This window comes from Klebsiella sp. MS 92-3 (assembly GCF_000195655.1).
In the GTDB taxonomy this organism is placed as follows: Bacteria; Pseudomonadota; Gammaproteobacteria; order Enterobacterales; family Enterobacteriaceae; genus Klebsiella; species Klebsiella pneumoniae.
In genome coordinates this window covers 10,661-26,212 of the sequence record NZ_GL882785.1, presented here as the reverse complement: position 1 = coordinate 26,212, position 15,552 = coordinate 10,661, and the positions used below count along the sequence as shown (strand labels likewise).

The following is a 15,552-nucleotide window of genomic DNA, read 5'->3' as shown; positions in this document are numbered from 1 at the left end:
CGGTCTGCGTTTCGCAATCCGTGAAGGCGGCCGTACCGTTGGCGCGGGCGTTGTAGCTAAAGTTCTGGGCTAATTCGTTAGCTTTGAATTAAAAAGGGCGCTTCGGCGCCCTTTTTGCTGTCTGTCATTCAGCGAAAAACGGATTTTTGCTGGCTATTCATATCGTGCGTTGCGGCGGATAATGAGCAAATGGTCTATTGTAATCATAACCATTCTCATTTAATATTGTGCATAAATTGAACGGGAGTTTCTATGTACGTTTGTTTGTGCAATGGCGTCAGCGATAAAAAAATTCGTCAGGTTGTGCGCCAGTTTCAACCGCAATCTTTTCAGCAATTACGTAAGTTTGTTCCCGTGGGAAATCAATGCGGTAAGTGTGTTCGTGCCGCGCGTGAAGTGATGGAAGATGAATTAACCACCATGCCGGAATTCAAAGAAATCGCCTGAAGTCCACGCTTCTCTTTTGACATCCCTATAGGCCGGACTACGCTTCAATGAGTGGAAGCGGAGGGACTATATAATGAAAGGTGATGTCAAAATCATAAGTTATCTCAATAAATTATTGGGAAATGAGCTAGTCGCAATTAATCAGTACTTTCTTCATGCGAGAATGTTTAAAAATTGGGGCCTGATGCGCCTCAACGATATTGAGTACCACGAATCCATCGACGAAATGAAGCACGCCGATAAGTATATCGAGCGTATTCTTTTTCTCGAAGGTATCCCTAATCTGCAGGATCTCGGCAAACTTGGCATCGGTGAAGATGTGGAAGAGATGCTGCGGTCCGATTTGAGGCTGGAGCTGGAAGGGGCGCAAAATTTGCGTGAGGCTATTGCCTATGCCGACAGCGTCCATGACTACGTCAGCCGCGATATGATGATTGAGATCCTGGCGGATGAAGAAGGCCATATCGACTGGCTGGAAACCGAACTCGATTTGATTGGCAAAATCGGTCTGCAAAATTACCTGCAGTCGCAGATCAAAGTGTCAGACTAGCCAGCGTCTGCCACCCGCACCAAAAACCCGCGGCCGCCAGGAATGGCCCAAACGGCAGCGGGTTGCTTCTTCTCCATTTGCTCCTCCCGCCGCAACTGGCGTATAAACCTGCTCCTGCCCACGCTATGCCGGCGAGTAGCGAGGCAACCAGGACCAACTGCGGCAGTAACCGCCAGCCATGCCAGGCGCCGAGGGCGGCAAGATATTTTATATCTCCATAACCCAATCCTTCATAGCCGCGGATACCGCGGTATAGCCAGTAAATCGCAGCCAAAGAGAGATAGCCCGCTATCGCCCCCCAGACGGCATCATGCAGCTGGTGCGGCGCCAGACAGAGATAAAAAAGTAAACCACTCCACAGCAGGGGACAGGTGTAACGGTCAGGCAACAGACCGTGGCGCAGATCCTGGTGGCATAATGCCACGGTCAAACCGCTATAGCACAGCAAGAAGGGGAGGGCGGCGAGCATAGTTGACCCCGCAATGATCGATGAACATTGCGTCACTATGCTCATCCTCTCCCGTTCGGCACAAAAGGCATTTTCCGGGAATGGATCCCACAATCCGCACTCTTACTCCGCATTGCAGCCCCGTACAGCGCGCTAACGCGAAGGCGCGCAAATCCTGGTGATGATTTTCTAAACAGCACTTGCGTCGCGCCAGAATTTGCGTATAATGCGCGGGCCTGTCAAAGTTGACGGCCGGTTCAATATGAACCCTGGTAATCGCATTTGGGTTATCAAACAATGTCCCCAATCGGGGGACTATGTAAGAACGGTTACACTCTCCCATCAATCGTAATGGGTATGAGGAGTAATCATTTCGTCTATAAAATAATTGGAGCTCTGGTCTCATGCAGAACCAAAGAATCCGTATCCGCCTGAAAGCGTTTGATCATCGTCTGATCGATCAATCAACCGCGGAAATCGTCGAGACTGCTAAGCGCACTGGTGCGCAAGTCCGTGGTCCGATCCCGCTGCCGACCCGCAAAGAGCGCTTTACCGTTCTGATCTCCCCGCACGTCAACAAAGACGCGCGTGACCAGTACGAAATTCGCACTCACAAGCGTCTGGTTGACATCGTTGAGCCAACTGAAAAAACCGTTGATGCTCTGATGCGTCTGGATCTGGCTGCCGGTGTAGACGTGCAGATCAGCCTGGGTTAATCAGGTCATCGAGCGATTGAGAGGTTGAAACAATGATTGGTTTAGTCGGTAAAAAAGTGGGCATGACCCGCATCTTCACTGAAGATGGCGTTTCTATCCCAGTAACCGTAATCGAAGTTGAAGCAAACCGTGTTACTCAGGTTAAAGACCTGGCTAACGATGGCTACCGCGCAATCCAGGTTACCACCGGTGCTAAAAAAGCTAACCGTGTAACCAAGCCGGAAGCGGGTCACTTCGCTAAAGCTGGCGTTGAAGCTGGCCGTGGTCTGTGGGAATTCCGTCTGGCTGACGGCGAAGAATTCACCGTAGGTCAGAACATTAGCGTTGAACTGTTTGCTGACGTTAAAAAAGTTGACGTAACCGGTACCTCTAAAGGTAAAGGTTTTGCTGGTACCGTTAAGCGCTGGAACTTCCGTACCCAGGACGCTACTCACGGTAACTCCTTGTCCCACCGCGTTCCGGGTTCTATCGGTCAGAACCAGACTCCGGGCAAAGTGTTCAAAGGCAAGAAAATGGCAGGTCAGCTGGGTAATGAGCGTGTAACCGTTCAGAGCCTGGACGTAGTACGTGTTGACGCTGAGCGCAACCTGCTGCTGGTTAAAGGTGCTGTCCCGGGTGCGACCGGTAGCGACCTGATCGTTAAACCAGCTGTGAAGGCGTGAGGAGATAGCAATGGAATTAGTATTGAAAGACGCGCAGAGCGCGCTGACTGTTTCCGAAACTACCTTCGGTCGTGATTTCAACGAAGCGCTGGTTCACCAGGTTGTTGTTGCTTATGCAGCCGGTGCGCGTCAGGGCACTCGTGCTCAGAAGACTCGTGCTGAAATCACTGGCTCCGGTAAAAAACCGTGGCGCCAGAAAGGTACCGGCCGTGCGCGTTCTGGTTCTATCAAGAGCCCGATCTGGCGTTCCGGTGGCGTGACCTTCGCTGCTCGTCCGCAGGACCACAGTCAAAAAGTTAACAAGAAGATGTACCGCGGCGCGCTGAAAAGCATTCTGTCCGAACTGGTACGTCAGGATCGTCTGATCGTTGTCGAGAAGTTCTCTGTTGAAGCGCCGAAAACTAAGCTGCTGGCACAGAAACTGAAAGACATGGCTCTGGAAGATGTGCTGATCATCACCGGTGAGCTGGACGAGAACCTGTTCCTGGCCGCACGTAACCTGCATAAGGTTGACGTACGTGATGCGAACGGTATCGACCCGGTTAGCCTGATCGCCTTCGACAAAGTCGTAATGACTGCTGATGCTGTTAAGCAAGTTGAGGAGATGCTGGCATGATTCGTGAAGAACGTCTGCTGAAGGTGCTGCGCGCACCGCACGTTTCTGAAAAAGCGTCTACTGCGATGGAAAAAACAAACACCATCGTTCTCAAAGTTGCTAAAGACGCGACCAAAGCAGAAATCAAAGCTGCTGTGCAGAAACTGTTTGAAGTCGAAGTCGAAGTCGTTAACACCCTGGTTGTTAAAGGGAAAGTTAAACGTCACGGACAGCGTATCGGTCGTCGTAGCGACTGGAAAAAAGCTTACGTCACCCTGAAAGAAGGCCAGAATCTGGACTTCGTTGGCGGCGCTGAGTAAGTCGGAGGAGTAATACAATGGCAGTTGTTAAATGTAAACCGACATCTCCGGGTCGTCGCCACGTCGTTAAAGTGGTTAACCCAGAGCTGCACAAGGGCAAACCTTTTGCTCCGTTGCTGGAAAAAAACAGCAAATCCGGTGGTCGTAACAACAATGGCCGTATCACCACCCGTCATATCGGTGGTGGCCACAAGCAGGCTTACCGTATTGTTGACTTCAAACGCAACAAAGATGGTATCCCGGCAGTTGTTGAACGTCTTGAGTACGATCCGAACCGCTCCGCGAACATCGCGCTGGTTCTGTACAAAGACGGCGAGCGCCGTTACATCCTGGCCCCGAAAGGCCTGAAAGCTGGCGACCAGATTCAGTCTGGCGTTGATGCTGCAATCAAAGCAGGCAACACCCTGCCGATGCGCAATATCCCGGTTGGTTCTACCGTTCATAACGTAGAAATGAAACCAGGTAAAGGCGGTCAGCTGGCTCGTTCCGCTGGTACTTACGTTCAGATCGTTGCTCGTGACGGTGCTTATGTCACCCTGCGTCTGCGTTCTGGTGAAATGCGTAAAGTCGAAGCAGACTGCCGCGCGACTCTGGGCGAAGTTGGCAATGCTGAGCATATGCTGCGCGTTCTGGGTAAAGCAGGTGCTGCACGCTGGCGTGGTGTTCGTCCTACCGTTCGCGGTACTGCGATGAACCCAGTAGACCACCCACATGGTGGTGGTGAAGGTCGTAACTTTGGTAAGCACCCGGTATCCCCGTGGGGCCTGCAGACCAAAGGTAAGAAGACCCGCAGCAACAAGCGTACTGATAAATTCATCGTACGTCGCCGTAGCAAATAATTTTAGAGGATAAGCCATGCCACGTTCTCTCAAGAAAGGTCCTTTTATTGACCTGCACTTGCTGAAGAAGGTAGAGAAAGCGGTGGAAAGCGGAGACAAGAAGCCCCTGCGCACTTGGTCCCGTCGTTCAACGATCTTTCCTAACATGATCGGTTTGACCATCGCTGTCCATAATGGTCGTCAGCACGTTCCAGTATTTGTTTCCGACGAAATGGTCGGTCACAAACTGGGTGAATTCGCACCGACTCGTACTTATCGCGGCCACGCTGCTGATAAAAAAGCGAAGAAGAAATAAGGTAGGAGGAAGAGATGGAAACTTTAGCTCAACATCGCCATGCTCGTTCTTCTGCTCAGAAGGTTCGCCTTGTAGCTGACCTGATTCGCGGTAAGAAAGTGTCGCAGGCCCTGGATATTCTGACCTACACCAACAAAAAAGCTGCTGTACTGGTCAAGAAGGTACTGGAATCTGCCATTGCTAACGCTGAACACAACGATGGCGCTGACATTGATGATCTGAAAGTTGCGAAAATTTTCGTAGACGAAGGCCCGAGCATGAAGCGCATTATGCCGCGTGCTAAAGGTCGTGCAGATCGCATCCTGAAGCGCACCAGCCACATCACTGTGGTTGTGTCCGATCGCTGAGACTCTGGAGACTAGCAATGGGTCAGAAAGTACATCCTAATGGTATTCGCCTGGGTATTGTCAAACCATGGAACTCTACCTGGTTCGCGAACACCAAAGAATTCGCTGACAACCTGGACAGCGATTTTAAAGTACGTCAGTTCCTGACTAAAGAACTGGCTAAAGCGTCTGTATCTCGCATCGTTATCGAGCGTCCGGCTAAGAGCATCCGTGTGACCATTCACACCGCTCGCCCGGGTATCGTTATCGGTAAGAAAGGCGAAGACGTAGAAAAACTGCGCAAGGTCGTAGCGGATATCGCTGGCGTACCTGCACAGATCAATATCGCCGAAGTTCGTAAACCTGAACTGGACGCAAAACTGGTTGCTGACAGCATCACTTCTCAGCTGGAACGTCGCGTTATGTTCCGTCGTGCGATGAAGCGTGCTGTACAGAACGCAATGCGTCTGGGCGCTAAAGGTATCAAAGTTGAAGTTAGCGGCCGTCTGGGCGGCGCGGAAATCGCACGTACCGAATGGTACCGTGAAGGTCGCGTACCGCTGCACACTCTGCGTGCTGACATCGACTACAACACCTCTGAAGCGCACACCACTTACGGTGTAATCGGCGTTAAGGTATGGATCTTCAAAGGTGAGATCCTGGGTGGTATGGCTGCTGTTGAACAACCGGAACCGGCTGCTCAACCTAAAAAGCAGCAGCGTAAAGGCCGTAAATAAGGAGCGTCGCTGATGTTACAACCAAAGCGTACAAAATTCCGTAAAGTGCACAAAGGCCGCAACCGTGGTCTGGCGCAGGGTACGGATGTTAGCTTCGGCACTTTCGGTCTGAAAGCTGTTGGCCGTGGTCGTCTGACTGCACGTCAGATCGAAGCAGCACGTCGTGCTATGACCCGTGCAGTTAAGCGTCAAGGTAAGATCTGGATCCGTGTATTCCCGGACAAACCGATCACCGAGAAGCCGCTGGAAGTTCGTATGGGTAAAGGTAAAGGTAACGTGGAGTACTGGGTTGCCTTGATTCAGCCGGGTAAAGTCCTGTATGAAATGGACGGTGTACCGGAAGAGCTGGCCCGTGAAGCATTCGGCCTGGCAGCAGCGAAACTGCCGATCAAAACCACCTTTGTAACTAAGACGGTGATGTAATGAAAGCAAAAGAGCTGCGTGAAAAAAGCGTTGAAGAGCTGAACGCTGAGCTGCTGAACCTGCTGCGTGAGCAGTTCAACCTGCGCATGCAGGCTGCAAGTGGCCAGCTGCAACAGACTCATCTGCTGAAGCAAGTGCGTCGTGATGTTGCACGCGTTAAGACTTTACTGACTCAGAAGGCGGGTGCGTAATGACCGATAAAATCCGTACTCTGCAAGGTCGCGTAGTTAGCGACAAAATGGAGAAATCCATTGTTGTTGCTATCGAACGTATGGTGAAACACCCGGTTTACGGTAAATTCATCAAACGTACGACCAAACTGCACGTACATGACGAGAACAACGAATGCGGTATCGGCGACAAGGTTGAAATCCGCGAATGCCGTCCGCTGTCCAAGACTAAGTCCTGGACGCTGGTTCGCGTTGTAGAGAAAGCGGTTCTGTAATAGAGTACGCATTCTCGATACGGATAAACGGCTCAGCGATGAGCCGTTTATTTTTTCTACCCATATCTGGTTTGTGGTGTTATAATGCCGCGCCCTCGATATGGGGCTTTTTAACGACCCTAATTTTCGGGTCTCAGTAGTAGTTGACATTAGCGGAGCACTAAAATGATCCAAGAACAGACTATGCTGAACGTCGCCGACAACTCCGGTGCACGTCGCGTAATGTGTATCAAGGTTCTGGGTGGCTCGCACCGTCGCTACGCAGGCGTAGGCGACATCATCAAGATCACCATCAAAGAAGCAATTCCGCGTGGTAAGGTCAAAAAAGGTGATGTGCTGAAGGCGGTAGTGGTGCGCACCAAGAAGGGTGTTCGTCGCCCGGACGGTTCTGTCATTCGCTTCGATGGTAATGCATGCGTTATTCTGAACAATAACAGCGAGCAGCCTATCGGTACGCGTATTTTTGGGCCGGTAACTCGTGAACTTCGTACCGAGAAGTTCATGAAAATTATCTCTCTGGCACCAGAAGTACTCTAAGGAGCGAATCATGGCAGCGAAAATCCGTCGTGATGACGAAGTTATCGTGTTAACCGGTAAAGATAAAGGTAAGCGCGGTAAAGTTAAGAATGTCCTGTCTTCCGGCAAGGTCATTGTTGAAGGTATCAACCTGGTTAAGAAACACCAGAAGCCGGTTCCGGCTCTGAACCAACCAGGCGGCATCGTTGAAAAAGAAGCTGCAATTCAGGTTTCTAACGTTGCAATCTTCAATGCGGCAACCGGCAAGGCTGACCGTGTAGGCTTTAGATTCGAAGACGGTAAAAAAGTCCGTTTCTTCAAGTCTAACAGCGAAACTATCAAGTAATTTGGAGTAGTACGATGGCGAAACTGCATGATTACTACAAAGACGAAGTAGTTAAGAAACTCATGACTGAGTTTAACTACAATTCTGTCATGCAAGTCCCTCGGGTCGAGAAGATCACCCTGAACATGGGTGTTGGTGAAGCGATCGCTGACAAGAAACTGCTGGATAACGCAGCAGCTGACCTGGCAGCAATCTCCGGTCAAAAACCGCTGATCACCAAAGCACGCAAATCAGTTGCAGGCTTCAAAATCCGTCAGGGCTATCCGATCGGCTGTAAAGTAACTCTGCGTGGCGAACGCATGTGGGAGTTCTTTGAGCGCCTGATCACTATTGCTGTACCGCGTATTCGTGACTTCCGCGGCCTGTCCGCTAAGTCTTTCGACGGTCGTGGCAACTACAGCATGGGTGTCCGTGAGCAGATCATCTTCCCAGAAATCGACTACGATAAAGTCGACCGCGTTCGTGGTTTGGATATTACCATTACCACTACTGCGAAATCTGACGAAGAAGGCCGTGCTCTGCTGGCTGCCTTTGACTTCCCGTTCCGCAAGTAAGGTAGGGTTACTTAATGGCTAAGCAATCAATGAAAGCACGCGAAGTAAAGCGCGTGGCTTTAGCTGATAAATTCTTCGCTAAACGCGCTGAACTGAAAGCTATCATCTCTGATGTGAACGCAACCGACGAAGATCGTTGGAATGCCGTTCTCAAGCTGCAGACTCTGCCGCGTGATTCCAGCCCGTCTCGTCAGCGTAACCGCTGCCGTCAAACAGGTCGTCCGCATGGTTTCCTGCGGAAGTTCGGGTTGAGCCGTATTAAGGTCCGTGAAGCCGCTATGCGCGGTGAAATCCCGGGTCTGAAAAAGGCTAGCTGGTAATTGTCACCAATTGAATCACGGGAGTAAAGACAGATGAGCATGCAAGATCCGATCGCGGATATGCTGACCCGTATCCGTAACGGTCAGGCCGCGAACAAAGCTGCGGTCACCATGCCTTCCTCCAAGCTGAAAGTGGCAATCGCCAACGTGCTGAAGGAAGAAGGTTTTATCGAAGATTTTAAAGTTGAAGGCGACACCAAGCCTGAACTGGAACTTACTCTCAAGTATTTCCAGGGCAAAGCTGTTGTAGAAAGCATTCAGCGTGTCAGCCGCCCAGGTCTGCGCATCTATAAGAAAAAAGATGAGCTGCCGAAAGTTATGGCCGGTCTGGGTATCGCAGTTGTTTCTACCTCTAAAGGTGTTATGACTGATCGTGCAGCGCGCCAGGCTGGTCTTGGTGGCGAAATTATCTGCTACGTAGCCTAATCGGAGGAAAAAATGTCTCGTGTTGCTAAAGCACCGGTCGTTGTTCCTGCCGGCGTTGATGTAAAAATCAACGGTCAGGTTATTACGATCAAAGGTAAAAACGGCGAGCTGACTCGTACTCTCAACGATGCTGTTGAAGTTAAACATGCAGATAATGCACTGACCTTCGGTCCGCGTGATGGTTACGCAGACGGTTGGGCTCAGGCTGGTACCGCGCGTGCCCTGCTGAACTCAATGGTTATCGGTGTTACCGAAGGCTTCACTAAGAAGCTGCAGCTGGTTGGTGTAGGTTATCGTGCAGCGGTCAAAGGGAATGTAGTAAACCTGGCTTTAGGTTTCTCTCACCCGGTTGATCATCAGCTGCCTGCGGGTATCACTGCAGAATGTCCGACTCAGACTGAAATCGTGCTGAAAGGCGCTGATAAGCAGGTGATCGGCCAGGTTGCAGCAGATCTGCGCGCCTACCGTCGTCCTGAGCCTTACAAAGGCAAGGGTGTTCGTTACGCCGACGAAGTCGTGCGTACCAAAGAGGCTAAGAAGAAGTAAGGTAACACTATGGATAAGAAATCTGCTCGTATCCGTCGTGCGACCCGCGCACGCCGCAAGCTCCAGGAGCTGGGCGCAACTCGCCTGGTGGTACATCGTACCCCGCGTCACATTTACGCACAGGTAATTGCACCGAATGGTTCTGAAGTTCTGGTAGCTGCTTCTACTGTAGAAAAAGCTATCGCTGAACAACTGAAGTACACCGGTAACAAAGACGCTGCAGCAGCTGTGGGTAAAGCTGTCGCTGAACGCGCTCTGGAAAAAGGCATCAAAGATGTTTCCTTTGACCGTTCCGGGTTCCAATATCATGGTCGTGTCCAGGCACTGGCAGATGCTGCCCGTGAAGCTGGCCTTCAGTTCTAAGGTAGAGGTGTAAGATGGCTCACATCGAAAAACAAGCTGGCGAACTGCAGGAAAAGCTGATCGCGGTAAACCGCGTATCTAAAACCGTTAAAGGTGGTCGTATTTTCTCCTTCACAGCTCTGACTGTAGTAGGCGATGGTAACGGTCGCGTTGGTTTTGGTTACGGTAAAGCGCGTGAAGTTCCAGCAGCGATCCAGAAAGCGATGGAAAAAGCCCGTCGCAATATGATTAACGTCGCGCTGAACCACGGCACCCTGCAGCACCCGGTTAAGGGTACTCACACGGGTTCTCGTGTATTCATGCAGCCGGCTTCCGAAGGTACCGGTATCATCGCCGGTGGTGCAATGCGCGCCGTTCTGGAAGTCGCTGGGGTTCGTAACGTTCTGGCTAAAGCGTATGGTTCCACTAACCCGATTAACGTGGTTCGTGCAACTATCGACGGTCTGGAAAACATGAAGTCCCCGGATATGGTCGCTGCCAAGCGTGGTAAATCCGTTGAAGAAATTCTGGGGAAATAAACCATGGCAAAGACTATTAAAATTACTCAAACCCGCAGTGCAATCGGTCGTCTGCCGAAACACAAGGCAACGCTGCTTGGCCTGGGTCTGCGTCGTATTGGTCACACCGTAGAGCGCGAGGATACTCCTGCTGTTCGTGGTATGGTCAACGCGGTTTCCTTCATGGTTAAAGTTGAGGAGTAAGAGATGCGTTTAAATACTCTGTCTCCGGCCGAAGGCTCCAAAAAGGCGGGTAAACGCCTGGGTCGTGGTATCGGTTCTGGCCTCGGTAAAACCGGTGGTCGTGGTCACAAAGGTCAGAAATCTCGTTCTGGCGGTGGCGTACGTCGCGGTTTCGAGGGTGGTCAGATGCCTCTGTACCGTCGTCTGCCGAAATTCGGCTTCACTTCTCGTAAAGCGATGATCACCGCAGAGATCCGTCTCTCCGATCTGGCTCACGTAGAAGGCGATGTAGTAGACCTGAACGCGCTGAAAGCGGCTAACATTATCGGTGTCCAGATCGAGTTCGCGAAAGTGATCCTGTCTGGTGAGGTAACTCGTCCGGTAACTGTTCGTGGCCTGCGTGTGACTAAAGGTGCTCGTGCTGCTATCGAAGCTGCTGGCGGTAAAATTGAGGAATAAGTAGCAGATGGCTAAACAACCGGGATTAGATTTTCAAAGTGCCAAAGGTGGCCTTGGCGAACTGAAACGCAGACTTCTGTTTGTGGTCGGTGCGCTGATAGTGTTCCGTATTGGCTCTTTTATTCCGATCCCTGGTATTGATGCCGCTGTACTTGCCAAACTGCTTGAGCAACAGCGAGGCACCATCATTGAAATGTTCAACATGTTCTCTGGTGGTGCTCTCAGCCGTGCTTCTATCTTTGCGCTGGGGATTATGCCGTACATTTCGGCCTCGATCATCGTGCAGCTGCTGACGGTGGTTTATCAACCGCTGGCGGAACTGAAGAAAGAAGGGGAGTCTGGTCGTCGTAAGATCAGCCAGTACACCCGCTACGGTACTCTGGTGCTGGCGATATTCCAGTCGATCGGTATTGCTACCGGTCTGCCGAATATGCCTGGTATGCAAGGCCTGGTGATTAATCCAGGCTTTGCATTCTATTTCACCGCTGTTGTCAGTCTGGTCACAGGGACTATGTTCCTGATGTGGCTCGGCGAACAGATCACTGAACGTGGTATCGGTAACGGTATCTCGATCATTATCTTCGCCGGTATCGTTGCGGGACTCCCGCCGGCCATCGCCCATACTATCGAGCAAGCGCGTCAAGGCGACCTGCACTTCCTCCTGTTGCTGTTGGTTGCAGTATTAGTATTTGCAGTGACCTTCTTTGTTGTATTCGTTGAGCGTGGTCAACGCCGCATTGTGGTAAACTACGCGAAACGTCAACAGGGTCGTCGTGTCTATGCTGCACAGAGCACACATTTACCGCTGAAAGTGAATATGGCGGGGGTAATCCCGGCAATCTTCGCTTCCAGTATTATACTGTTCCCGGCAACCATCACGTCATGGTTCGGGGGTGGTACTGGTTGGAACTGGCTGACAACAATTTCGCTGTATTTGCAGCCTGGGCAACCGCTTTATGTGTTACTCTATGCGTCTGCAATCATCTTCTTCTGTTTCTTCTACACGGCGTTGGTTTTCAACCCGCGTGAAACAGCAGATAACCTGAAGAAGTCCGGTGCATTTGTACCAGGAATTCGTCCGGGAGAGCAAACGGCGAAGTATATCGATAAAGTGATGACTCGCCTGACTCTGGTTGGTGCGTTGTACATTACTTTTATCTGCCTGATCCCGGAGTTCATGCGTGACGCGATGAAAGTGCCGTTCTACTTCGGTGGGACCTCGCTGCTTATCGTTGTTGTCGTGATTATGGACTTTATGGCTCAAGTGCAAACTCTGATGATGTCCAGTCAGTATGAGTCTGCATTGAAGAAGGCGAACCTGAAAGGCTACGGCCGTTAAAACTGGTCGCCCGAGAAGTTACGGAGAGTAAAAATGAAAGTTCGTGCTTCCGTCAAGAAATTATGCCGTAACTGCAAAATCGTTAAGCGTGATGGTGTCATCCGTGTGATTTGCAGTGCCGAGCCGAAGCATAAACAGCGCCAAGGCTGATTTTTTCGCATATTTTTCTTGCAAAGTTGGATTGAGCTGGCTAGATTAGCCAGCCAATCTTTTGTATGTCTGTACGTTTCCATTTGAGTATCCTGAAAACGGGCTTTTCAGCATGGTGCGTACATATTAAATAGTAGGAGTGCATAGTGGCCCGTATAGCAGGCATTAACATTCCTGATCACAAACATACCGTTATCGCTTTAACCGCTATTTTCGGTATCGGCAAAACCCGTTCTAAAGCCATCTGCGCTGAAACGGGCATCGCTGAAAATGTTAAGATCAGTGAGCTGTCTGAAGAACAAATTGATATTCTGCGTGAAGCAGTAGGTAAATTTGTCGTTGAAGGTGATCTGCGCCGTGAAATCACCCTGAGCATCAAGCGTCTGATGGACCTTGGTTGCTACCGTGGTTTGCGTCATCGTCGTGGTCTCCCGGTTCGCGGTCAGCGTACCAAGACCAACGCACGTACCCGTAAGGGTCCGCGTAAACCGATCAAGAAATAATCGGGGTGATTGAATAATGGCAAAGGCACCAATTCGTGCACGTAAGCGTGTAAGAAAACAAGTCTCTGACGGCGTGGCTCATATCCATGCTTCTTTTAACAACACCATCGTTACCATCACTGATCGTCAGGGTAACGCACTGGGTTGGGCAACAGCCGGTGGTTCCGGTTTCCGTGGTTCTCGCAAATCCACTCCGTTCGCAGCTCAGGTTGCAGCAGAGCGTTGCGCAGAAGCCGTAAAAGAATACGGCATCAAGAATCTGGAAGTTATGGTCAAAGGTCCGGGTCCGGGTCGCGAATCTACCATTCGTGCACTGAACGCCGCTGGTTTCCGCATCACTAATATTACTGATGTGACTCCGATCCCTCATAACGGTTGTCGTCCGCCGAAAAAACGTCGCGTATAACGCTGCGTTTTCCAGGTTAGTTGGAGAAAGAAAATGGCAAGATATTTGGGTCCTAAGCTCAAGCTGAGCCGTCGTGAGGGCACCGACTTATTCCTTAAGTCTGGCGTTCGCGCGATCGATACCAAGTGTAAAATTGAACAAGCTCCTGGCCAGCACGGTGCGCGTAAGCCGCGTCTGTCTGACTATGGTGTGCAGTTGCGTGAAAAGCAAAAAGTTCGCCGTATGTACGGTGTGCTGGAGCGTCAGTTCCGTAACTACTATAAAGAAGCAGCACGTCTGAAAGGCAACACCGGTGAAAACCTGTTGGCTCTGCTGGAAGGTCGTCTGGACAACGTTGTATACCGTATGGGCTTCGGCGCCACTCGTGCTGAAGCACGCCAGCTGGTTAGCCACAAAGCGATTATGGTAAACGGTCGTGTTGTTAACATCGCTTCTTATCAGGTTAAAGCGAATGACGTTGTCAGCATTCGTGAGAAAGCGAAAAAGCAATCTCGCGTGAAAGCCGCTCTGGAGCTGGCTGAGCAGCGTGAAAAGCCAACCTGGCTGGAAGTTGATGCTGGCAAGATGGAAGGTACGTTCAAGCGTCAGCCGGAGCGTTCTGATCTGTCTGCGGACATTAACGAACACCTGATCGTCGAGCTTTACTCCAAGTAAAGCTTAGTACCAAAGAGAGGACACAATGCAGGGTTCTGTGACAGAGTTTCTAAAACCGCGCCTGGTCGATATCGAGCAAGTGAGTTCGACGCACGCCAAGGTGACCCTTGAGCCTTTAGAGCGTGGCTTCGGCCATACTCTGGGTAACGCACTGCGCCGTATTCTGCTCTCATCGATGCCGGGTTGCGCGGTGACCGAGGTTGAGATTGATGGTGTACTGCACGAGTACAGCACCAAAGAAGGCGTTCAGGAAGACATCCTTGAAATCCTGCTCAACCTGAAAGGGCTGGCGGTGAGAGTTCAGGGTAAAGATGAAGTCATCCTTACTTTGAATAAATCTGGCATTGGCCCTGTGACCGCAGCCGACATTACCCACGACGGTGATGTCGAAATCGTCAAGCCGCAGCACGTGATTTGCCACCTGACTGATGAGAACGCTGCTATTAGCATGCGTATCAAAGTTCAGCGCGGTCGCGGTTATGTGCCGGCTTCTGCCCGAATTCATTCGGAAGAAGATGAGCGCCCAATCGGCCGTCTGCTGGTCGACGCCTGCTACAGCCCTGTAGAGCGTATTGCCTACAATGTTGAAGCTGCGCGTGTAGAACAGCGTACCGACCTGGACAAGCTGGTCATCGAAATGGAAACCAACGGCACAATCGATCCTGAAGAGGCGATTCGTCGTGCGGCAACCATCCTGGCTGAACAACTGGAAGCTTTTGTTGACCTACGTGATGTACGTCAGCCAGAAGTGAAAGAAGAGAAACCAGAATTCGATCCGATCCTGCTGCGCCCTGTTGACGATCTGGAATTGACTGTCCGCTCTGCTAACTGCCTCAAGGCAGAAGCTATCCACTATATCGGTGATCTGGTACAGCGTACCGAGGTTGAGTTGCTGAAAACGCCGAACCTGGGTAAAAAATCTCTTACTGAGATTAAAGACGTGCTGGCTTCCCGTGGACTGTCTCTGGGCATGCGCCTGGAAAACTGGCCACCAGCAAGCATTGCTGACGAGTAACCGGATCACAGGTTAAGGTTTTACTGAGAAGGATAAGGTCATGCGCCATCGTAAGAGTGGTCGTCAACTGAACCGCAACAGCAGCCATCGCCAGGCTATGTTCCGTAACATGGCAGGTTCGCTGGTTCGTCATGAAATCATCAAGACGACCCTGCCGAAAGCGAAAGAACTGCGTCGCGTAGTTGAGCCGCTGATTACTCTTGCCAAGACTGATAGCGTTGCTAATCGTCGTCTGGCATTCGCCCGCACTCGTGATAACGAGATCGTGGCAAAACTGTTTAACGAGCTGGGCCCGCGTTTCGCGAGCCGCGCCGGTGGTTACACTCGCATTCTGAAGTGTGGCTTCCGTGCAGGCGACAACGCGCCGATGGCATACATCGAGCTGGTTGATCGTGCTGAGCCGAAAGCAGAAGCTGCTGCAGAGTAATCTGTAGTAACGTAAAAAAAAACCCCCCCGCGGGGGGGTTTTTTT

Annotated in this window: 32 protein-coding genes; 31 read left to right on the top strand and 1 reads right to left on the bottom strand. The window is 51.1% G+C overall.

Annotated features, from left to right (window positions below; translation table 11 throughout):
• From HMPREF9538_RS29650 to bfr, 3 genes are all read left to right on the top strand, one after another.
• A partial coding sequence (locus HMPREF9538_RS29650) for a hypothetical protein (protein ID WP_001680644.1) occupies positions 1 to 73 on the top strand: 73 nt, incomplete at its 5' end.
• 179 nt (positions 74 to 252) lie between these two features.
• Positions 253 to 447 carry a bacterioferritin-associated ferredoxin gene (gene bfd, locus HMPREF9538_RS18170; protein ID WP_004152415.1) on the top strand — a complete coding sequence of 65 codons (195 nt, stop codon included), beginning with the start codon at positions 253 to 255 and terminating at the stop codon, positions 445 to 447.
• 73 nt (positions 448 to 520) lie between these two features.
• Positions 521 to 997 carry a bacterioferritin gene (bfr, locus tag HMPREF9538_RS18175; RefSeq protein WP_002919971.1) on the top strand — a complete coding sequence of 159 codons (477 nt, stop codon included), beginning with the start codon at positions 521 to 523 and terminating at the stop codon, positions 995 to 997.
• On the opposite strand, the gene HMPREF9538_RS18180 is transcribed toward bfr, so the two are convergent.
• Entirely contained in the window at positions 981 to 1,466 is a 486-nt protein-coding gene (locus HMPREF9538_RS18180; RefSeq protein WP_009484606.1) for a prepilin peptidase, read from the bottom strand. The genes bfr and HMPREF9538_RS18180 overlap by 17 nt on opposite strands.
• Positions 1,467 to 1,849: 383 nt before the next feature.
• Here HMPREF9538_RS18180 and rpsJ point away from each other — a divergent pair, with 383 nt between their 5' ends.
• From rpsJ to rplQ, 28 genes are all read left to right on the top strand, one after another.
• Positions 1,850 to 2,161, top strand: a complete 312-nt coding sequence (gene rpsJ, locus HMPREF9538_RS18185; RefSeq protein ID WP_001181005.1) for a 30S ribosomal protein S10 — start codon at positions 1,850 to 1,852, stop codon at positions 2,159 to 2,161.
• 32 nt (positions 2,162 to 2,193) lie between these two features.
• Positions 2,194 to 2,823, top strand: a complete 630-nt coding sequence (gene rplC / locus HMPREF9538_RS18190) for a 50S ribosomal protein L3 (RefSeq protein WP_002919796.1) — start codon at positions 2,194 to 2,196, stop codon at positions 2,821 to 2,823.
• A 10-nt stretch (positions 2,824 to 2,833) separates the two neighbouring features.
• Positions 2,834 to 3,439, top strand: coding sequence for a 50S ribosomal protein L4 (rplD, locus tag HMPREF9538_RS18195; protein ID WP_002919794.1), 606 nt, complete (start codon positions 2,834 to 2,836; stop codon positions 3,437 to 3,439).
• On the top strand, positions 3,436 to 3,738 hold the full coding sequence (gene rplW, locus HMPREF9538_RS18200) for a 50S ribosomal protein L23 (RefSeq protein ID WP_000617546.1): 303 nt from the start codon (positions 3,436 to 3,438) through the stop codon (positions 3,736 to 3,738). Before rplD ends, rplW begins: the two co-directional genes overlap by 4 nt.
• A 17-nt stretch (positions 3,739 to 3,755) precedes the next feature.
• Positions 3,756 to 4,577: a 50S ribosomal protein L2 gene (rplB, locus tag HMPREF9538_RS18205; RefSeq protein WP_002919786.1), complete on the top strand. Its 822-nt coding sequence runs from the start codon at positions 3,756 to 3,758 to the stop codon at positions 4,575 to 4,577.
• Between the two features lie 16 nt (positions 4,578 to 4,593).
• A complete protein-coding gene (gene rpsS, locus HMPREF9538_RS18210) occupies positions 4,594 to 4,872 on the top strand; it encodes a 30S ribosomal protein S19 (protein WP_001138115.1) in 279 nt (92 codons plus the stop codon).
• Positions 4,873 to 4,886: 14 nt separating this feature from the next.
• On the top strand, positions 4,887 to 5,219 hold the full coding sequence (rplV, locus tag HMPREF9538_RS18215) for a 50S ribosomal protein L22 (RefSeq protein WP_002919773.1): 333 nt from the start codon (positions 4,887 to 4,889) through the stop codon (positions 5,217 to 5,219).
• A gap of 17 nt (positions 5,220 to 5,236) precedes the next feature.
• Positions 5,237 to 5,935: a 30S ribosomal protein S3 gene (gene rpsC, locus HMPREF9538_RS18220; protein ID WP_002919766.1), complete on the top strand. Its 699-nt coding sequence runs from the start codon at positions 5,237 to 5,239 to the stop codon at positions 5,933 to 5,935.
• A 12-nt stretch (positions 5,936 to 5,947) separates the two neighbouring features.
• Positions 5,948 to 6,358: a 50S ribosomal protein L16 gene (gene rplP / locus HMPREF9538_RS18225; RefSeq protein ID WP_002919759.1), complete on the top strand. Its 411-nt coding sequence runs from the start codon at positions 5,948 to 5,950 to the stop codon at positions 6,356 to 6,358.
• Positions 6,358 to 6,549 carry a 50S ribosomal protein L29 gene (gene rpmC, locus HMPREF9538_RS18230; protein WP_002919754.1) on the top strand — a complete coding sequence of 64 codons (192 nt, stop codon included), beginning with the start codon at positions 6,358 to 6,360 and terminating at the stop codon, positions 6,547 to 6,549. The genes rplP and rpmC overlap by 1 nt, the downstream gene beginning before the upstream one ends.
• Positions 6,549 to 6,803: a 30S ribosomal protein S17 gene (gene rpsQ, locus HMPREF9538_RS18235; RefSeq protein ID WP_002919751.1), complete on the top strand. Its 255-nt coding sequence runs from the start codon at positions 6,549 to 6,551 to the stop codon at positions 6,801 to 6,803. The genes rpmC and rpsQ overlap by 1 nt, the downstream gene beginning before the upstream one ends.
• Before the next feature lie 165 nt (positions 6,804 to 6,968).
• Complete coding sequence (rplN, locus tag HMPREF9538_RS18240; RefSeq protein WP_002919748.1) at positions 6,969 to 7,340, top strand: 50S ribosomal protein L14; 372 nt, start codon at positions 6,969 to 6,971, stop codon at positions 7,338 to 7,340.
• 10 nt (positions 7,341 to 7,350) lie between these two features.
• Complete coding sequence (gene rplX, locus HMPREF9538_RS18245) at positions 7,351 to 7,665, top strand: 50S ribosomal protein L24 (RefSeq protein ID WP_000729185.1); 315 nt, start codon at positions 7,351 to 7,353, stop codon at positions 7,663 to 7,665.
• 14 nt (positions 7,666 to 7,679) lie between these two features.
• A complete protein-coding gene (gene rplE, locus HMPREF9538_RS18250; protein ID WP_001096200.1) occupies positions 7,680 to 8,219 on the top strand; it encodes a 50S ribosomal protein L5 in 540 nt (179 codons plus the stop codon).
• Between the two features lie 14 nt (positions 8,220 to 8,233).
• Positions 8,234 to 8,539 (top strand): 30S ribosomal protein S14, encoded by a 306-nt coding sequence (gene rpsN, locus HMPREF9538_RS18255; protein WP_002919667.1) that lies wholly within the window; start codon positions 8,234 to 8,236, stop codon positions 8,537 to 8,539.
• A gap of 33 nt (positions 8,540 to 8,572) precedes the next feature.
• The gene (gene rpsH, locus HMPREF9538_RS18260; protein ID WP_002919665.1) at positions 8,573 to 8,965 is read left to right on the top strand and encodes a 30S ribosomal protein S8; all 393 of its coding nucleotides are present in this window, start codon (positions 8,573 to 8,575) and stop codon (positions 8,963 to 8,965) included.
• 12 nt (positions 8,966 to 8,977) lie between these two features.
• Entirely contained in the window at positions 8,978 to 9,511 is a 534-nt protein-coding gene (rplF, locus tag HMPREF9538_RS18265) for a 50S ribosomal protein L6 (protein WP_002919662.1), read from the top strand.
• Between the two features lie 9 nt (positions 9,512 to 9,520).
• Positions 9,521 to 9,874 carry a 50S ribosomal protein L18 gene (gene rplR / locus HMPREF9538_RS18270; protein ID WP_000358960.1) on the top strand — a complete coding sequence of 118 codons (354 nt, stop codon included), beginning with the start codon at positions 9,521 to 9,523 and terminating at the stop codon, positions 9,872 to 9,874.
• Positions 9,875 to 9,888: 14 nt separating this feature from the next.
• Positions 9,889 to 10,392 (top strand): 30S ribosomal protein S5, encoded by a 504-nt coding sequence (rpsE, locus tag HMPREF9538_RS18275; protein WP_002919545.1) that lies wholly within the window; start codon positions 9,889 to 9,891, stop codon positions 10,390 to 10,392.
• Between the two features lie 3 nt (positions 10,393 to 10,395).
• Entirely contained in the window at positions 10,396 to 10,575 is a 180-nt protein-coding gene (gene rpmD / locus HMPREF9538_RS18280; protein WP_001140434.1) for a 50S ribosomal protein L30, read from the top strand.
• Between the two features lie 3 nt (positions 10,576 to 10,578).
• Positions 10,579 to 11,013, top strand: coding sequence for a 50S ribosomal protein L15 (rplO, locus tag HMPREF9538_RS0127305; protein WP_002919516.1), 435 nt, complete (start codon positions 10,579 to 10,581; stop codon positions 11,011 to 11,013).
• Between the two features lie 7 nt (positions 11,014 to 11,020).
• Positions 11,021 to 12,352 (top strand): preprotein translocase subunit SecY, encoded by a 1,332-nt coding sequence (secY, locus tag HMPREF9538_RS18285; RefSeq protein WP_002919515.1) that lies wholly within the window; start codon positions 11,021 to 11,023, stop codon positions 12,350 to 12,352.
• A 33-nt stretch (positions 12,353 to 12,385) separates the two neighbouring features.
• Positions 12,386 to 12,502: a 50S ribosomal protein L36 gene (gene rpmJ, locus HMPREF9538_RS29645; protein WP_000868187.1), complete on the top strand. Its 117-nt coding sequence runs from the start codon at positions 12,386 to 12,388 to the stop codon at positions 12,500 to 12,502.
• Positions 12,503 to 12,648: 146 nt separating this feature from the next.
• Positions 12,649 to 13,005: a 30S ribosomal protein S13 gene (rpsM, locus tag HMPREF9538_RS0127300; protein WP_002919259.1), complete on the top strand. Its 357-nt coding sequence runs from the start codon at positions 12,649 to 12,651 to the stop codon at positions 13,003 to 13,005.
• A 16-nt stretch (positions 13,006 to 13,021) separates the two neighbouring features.
• Entirely contained in the window at positions 13,022 to 13,411 is a 390-nt protein-coding gene (gene rpsK, locus HMPREF9538_RS18290) for a 30S ribosomal protein S11 (RefSeq protein ID WP_002919257.1), read from the top strand.
• A gap of 33 nt (positions 13,412 to 13,444) precedes the next feature.
• Positions 13,445 to 14,065, top strand: a complete 621-nt coding sequence (gene rpsD, locus HMPREF9538_RS18295; protein WP_002919224.1) for a 30S ribosomal protein S4 — start codon at positions 13,445 to 13,447, stop codon at positions 14,063 to 14,065.
• Between the two features lie 25 nt (positions 14,066 to 14,090).
• Positions 14,091 to 15,080 (top strand): DNA-directed RNA polymerase subunit alpha, encoded by a 990-nt coding sequence (locus HMPREF9538_RS18300; RefSeq protein WP_002919219.1) that lies wholly within the window; start codon positions 14,091 to 14,093, stop codon positions 15,078 to 15,080.
• Between the two features lie 40 nt (positions 15,081 to 15,120).
• Positions 15,121 to 15,507 (top strand): 50S ribosomal protein L17, encoded by a 387-nt coding sequence (gene rplQ, locus HMPREF9538_RS18305; RefSeq protein ID WP_002919206.1) that lies wholly within the window; start codon positions 15,121 to 15,123, stop codon positions 15,505 to 15,507.
• Positions 15,508 to 15,552 lie beyond the last annotated feature (45 nt).

Excerpts from the sequence above, each read along its gene's own strand:
- rpsN (WP_002919667.1), top strand. The coding sequence starts at position 8,234 with ATGGCTAAGCAATCAATGAAAGCACGCGAAGTAAAGCGCGTGGCTTTA.
- rpsH (WP_002919665.1), top strand. The coding sequence starts at position 8,573 with ATGAGCATGCAAGATCCGATCGCGGATATGCTGACCCGTATCCGTAAC.
- rpsC (WP_002919766.1), top strand. The coding sequence starts at position 5,237 with ATGGGTCAGAAAGTACATCCTAATGGTATTCGCCTGGGTATTGTCAAA.
- rpsS (WP_001138115.1), top strand. The coding sequence starts at position 4,594 with ATGCCACGTTCTCTCAAGAAAGGTCCTTTTATTGACCTGCACTTGCTG.
- HMPREF9538_RS18300 (WP_002919219.1), top strand. The coding sequence starts at position 14,091 with ATGCAGGGTTCTGTGACAGAGTTTCTAAAACCGCGCCTGGTCGATATC.
- rplD (WP_002919794.1), top strand. The coding sequence starts at position 2,834 with ATGGAATTAGTATTGAAAGACGCGCAGAGCGCGCTGACTGTTTCCGAA.
- secY (WP_002919515.1), top strand. The coding sequence starts at position 11,021 with ATGGCTAAACAACCGGGATTAGATTTTCAAAGTGCCAAAGGTGGCCTT.
- rplP (WP_002919759.1), top strand. The coding sequence starts at position 5,948 with ATGTTACAACCAAAGCGTACAAAATTCCGTAAAGTGCACAAAGGCCGC.
- rplW (WP_000617546.1), top strand. The coding sequence starts at position 3,436 with ATGATTCGTGAAGAACGTCTGCTGAAGGTGCTGCGCGCACCGCACGTT.
- rpmC (WP_002919754.1), top strand. The coding sequence starts at position 6,358 with ATGAAAGCAAAAGAGCTGCGTGAAAAAAGCGTTGAAGAGCTGAACGCT.
- rpsJ (WP_001181005.1), top strand. The coding sequence starts at position 1,850 with ATGCAGAACCAAAGAATCCGTATCCGCCTGAAAGCGTTTGATCATCGT.
- rplN (WP_002919748.1), top strand. The coding sequence starts at position 6,969 with ATGATCCAAGAACAGACTATGCTGAACGTCGCCGACAACTCCGGTGCA.
- rpmJ (WP_000868187.1), top strand. The coding sequence starts at position 12,386 with ATGAAAGTTCGTGCTTCCGTCAAGAAATTATGCCGTAACTGCAAAATC.
- rplC (WP_002919796.1), top strand. The coding sequence starts at position 2,194 with ATGATTGGTTTAGTCGGTAAAAAAGTGGGCATGACCCGCATCTTCACT.
- rpsQ (WP_002919751.1), top strand. The coding sequence starts at position 6,549 with ATGACCGATAAAATCCGTACTCTGCAAGGTCGCGTAGTTAGCGACAAA.
- rplF (WP_002919662.1), top strand. The coding sequence starts at position 8,978 with ATGTCTCGTGTTGCTAAAGCACCGGTCGTTGTTCCTGCCGGCGTTGAT.
- bfr (WP_002919971.1), top strand. The coding sequence starts at position 521 with ATGAAAGGTGATGTCAAAATCATAAGTTATCTCAATAAATTATTGGGA.
- rpsD (WP_002919224.1), top strand. The coding sequence starts at position 13,445 with ATGGCAAGATATTTGGGTCCTAAGCTCAAGCTGAGCCGTCGTGAGGGC.
- bfd (WP_004152415.1), top strand. The coding sequence starts at position 253 with ATGTACGTTTGTTTGTGCAATGGCGTCAGCGATAAAAAAATTCGTCAG.
- rplB (WP_002919786.1), top strand. The coding sequence starts at position 3,756 with ATGGCAGTTGTTAAATGTAAACCGACATCTCCGGGTCGTCGCCACGTC.
- rplQ (WP_002919206.1), top strand. The coding sequence starts at position 15,121 with ATGCGCCATCGTAAGAGTGGTCGTCAACTGAACCGCAACAGCAGCCAT.
- rplO (WP_002919516.1), top strand. The coding sequence starts at position 10,579 with ATGCGTTTAAATACTCTGTCTCCGGCCGAAGGCTCCAAAAAGGCGGGT.
- rpsK (WP_002919257.1), top strand. The coding sequence starts at position 13,022 with ATGGCAAAGGCACCAATTCGTGCACGTAAGCGTGTAAGAAAACAAGTC.
- rpsE (WP_002919545.1), top strand. The coding sequence starts at position 9,889 with ATGGCTCACATCGAAAAACAAGCTGGCGAACTGCAGGAAAAGCTGATC.
- rplR (WP_000358960.1), top strand. The coding sequence starts at position 9,521 with ATGGATAAGAAATCTGCTCGTATCCGTCGTGCGACCCGCGCACGCCGC.
- rplE (WP_001096200.1), top strand. The coding sequence starts at position 7,680 with ATGGCGAAACTGCATGATTACTACAAAGACGAAGTAGTTAAGAAACTC.
- rplV (WP_002919773.1), top strand. The coding sequence starts at position 4,887 with ATGGAAACTTTAGCTCAACATCGCCATGCTCGTTCTTCTGCTCAGAAG.
- rpmD (WP_001140434.1), top strand. The coding sequence starts at position 10,396 with ATGGCAAAGACTATTAAAATTACTCAAACCCGCAGTGCAATCGGTCGT.
- rplX (WP_000729185.1), top strand. The coding sequence starts at position 7,351 with ATGGCAGCGAAAATCCGTCGTGATGACGAAGTTATCGTGTTAACCGGT.
- HMPREF9538_RS18180 (WP_009484606.1), bottom strand. The coding sequence starts at position 1,466 with ATGCTCGCCGCCCTCCCCTTCTTGCTGTGCTATAGCGGTTTGACCGTG.